General features: G+C 35.5%; 3 pseudogenes. 2 read left to right on the top strand and 1 reads right to left on the bottom strand.

Annotated elements, in window-relative coordinates:
- Window positions 1-96 precede the first annotated feature (96 nt).
- A pseudogene (locus tag B4U84_RS28525) lies at window positions 97-480 on the top strand (IS4 family transposase); the annotation flags it as partial.
- A 362-nt stretch (window positions 481-842) separates the two neighbouring features.
- Here the strand turns inward: B4U84_RS28525 and B4U84_RS28530 are convergent.
- Window positions 843-1,070: pseudogene (locus B4U84_RS28530) on the bottom strand (IS4 family transposase); the annotation flags it as partial.
- Between the two features lie 163 nt (window positions 1,071-1,233).
- On the opposite strand from B4U84_RS28530, the pseudogene B4U84_RS28535 reads away from it, so the two are divergent.
- A pseudogene (locus B4U84_RS28535) lies at window positions 1,234-1,521 on the top strand (transposase family protein); the annotation flags it as partial.
- Window positions 1,522-1,726: the final 205 nt, after the last annotated feature.

The raw sequence follows: 1,726 nt of genomic DNA on the forward strand, positions 1-1,726 counted from the left end.
GTAGTCAACTATAACTTTTTATTATGTATTTTCCCTGAAAGTGTGCTGCATCTCACCAGCGATCATCCTTTCGGGAAAAGTTTGTGATCTACTGACTATTGTTTAAAAAGCGGATGTCGGATAGAACAATTGCAATTGGAGGATGGTGAGCGAATAAAACGGGCCTTAGCAACATATGCGATCGTAGCGTGGCGACTGTTGTGGCTAACATATGAAGCACGTAGAAATCCAGAGCGTACAGTCGAAGGAATTTTAGAAACTCACGAATGGCAAGCATTGTACTGTAAGATTCACAAAACGAACAAGCCTCCAAGTGATGCTCCAAGTTTAGGTGAGTGTGTACGTTGGATAGCTCGATTGGGTGGTTTTCTTGGAAGAAAAGGGGATGGAGATCCGGGTATCCAGACGTTATGGCGCGGATTTCAACGATTGAATGATATAGCAGGAATTTGGCAATTATTGTACCAAGGTGATTTTTAATTCAGATCGATCATCCAGTGATCATTTACTGCCAAAGCTCTAATTAATGTTAATCGCAAATGTAAAGAAATATGTGACTAAAGGACAATAGAGGAAGACAAATGCTGAAAAAGAGAAAAAATTTATAAAAGTACATGTATAAAAAAAGACTAACAAACTCGATAATGATTAGTTGTGATAGATAACTAGTTACATAAATGAGGAAGAATTCTCATAAAAAATAACTAGTTCAGGAAAAATAACTAGTAATCATAAAAGTATTTATAACGGGATAGAACACAAGCGATCGCGTAGTAAATACTTTAACAATTCAAAATTCAAAATTGATGAAAAGATAAGTAATTTTGAATAAATTAATGGTACAGTTTTACTCCCCACCTCAAACGATAAATATCCCGGATTTCATCATCTGTGACTCCGGCATTTCCATCCATTGGTAAATTAGTAACCAACCGAAATTCTACTTTGGTTTCTAAATCACAAAAAACTCTATAAAATTGAGCGTCTGTTGATGAACTAATTTTGACTAGTCCGGTAACGGCATCAAATTCTAACTTCCAATTATTCTTAATCCGTAAGACAAAATATTTGGTTCTTCAGTATCCAGTATGCTAAAAATACAGTAAATCAAATAAATGTATTTCAAAAATTGTATAAAAATATTGCTCCCAGCCTTGTATGAGTTGACTTTTCAAGGCTATTTATTGTTAACTAATATTTGATTGGCAGTAAAGGTAGAATGAATTTCCAGCTATGACTGCTAAAAAGGGAATAAAAGTACTAACTGAGCTTCTCAATTTATCAGGGGTAAAAGTTATTTCACAACGCCAGCATCAAGGAATTGGAATAATTTTACAAATAGAGCCAATTAATAAAGAAAGTATTTGTCCTCATTGCGGGACAAAAAGCCATAGATTACATCAAAATCGTAGACATATAGTGAAAGATTTACCTTGGGGAGAACAACAAGTATTTTTGGAAATAAATAGACGACAATTTAAATGTGAAACATGTGACAAACCTTTTAGTGAGGATTTGGACGGGAGCATCCCAATTTTGCAAAGAGATGGGGAGAAGGGGAAAATATTCGCGATTGTTTCTCGCGAATAAAAGGGGGGACTGTACATCAGCACCCCTTCAAGAGACAATGACTTGTGTTCCATCCCTAGTAGAAAGGCCAATGACCCCAGAAGAGAAAAAAGAATTAGATGCACACGTAAAAGCCATCGCCAAAATCCTGTATAAA

It is taken from the genome of Westiellopsis prolifica IICB1, assembly GCF_004323185.1.
Classification (GTDB): domain Bacteria; phylum Cyanobacteriota; class Cyanobacteriia; order Cyanobacteriales; family Nostocaceae; genus Pelatocladus; species Pelatocladus prolificus_A.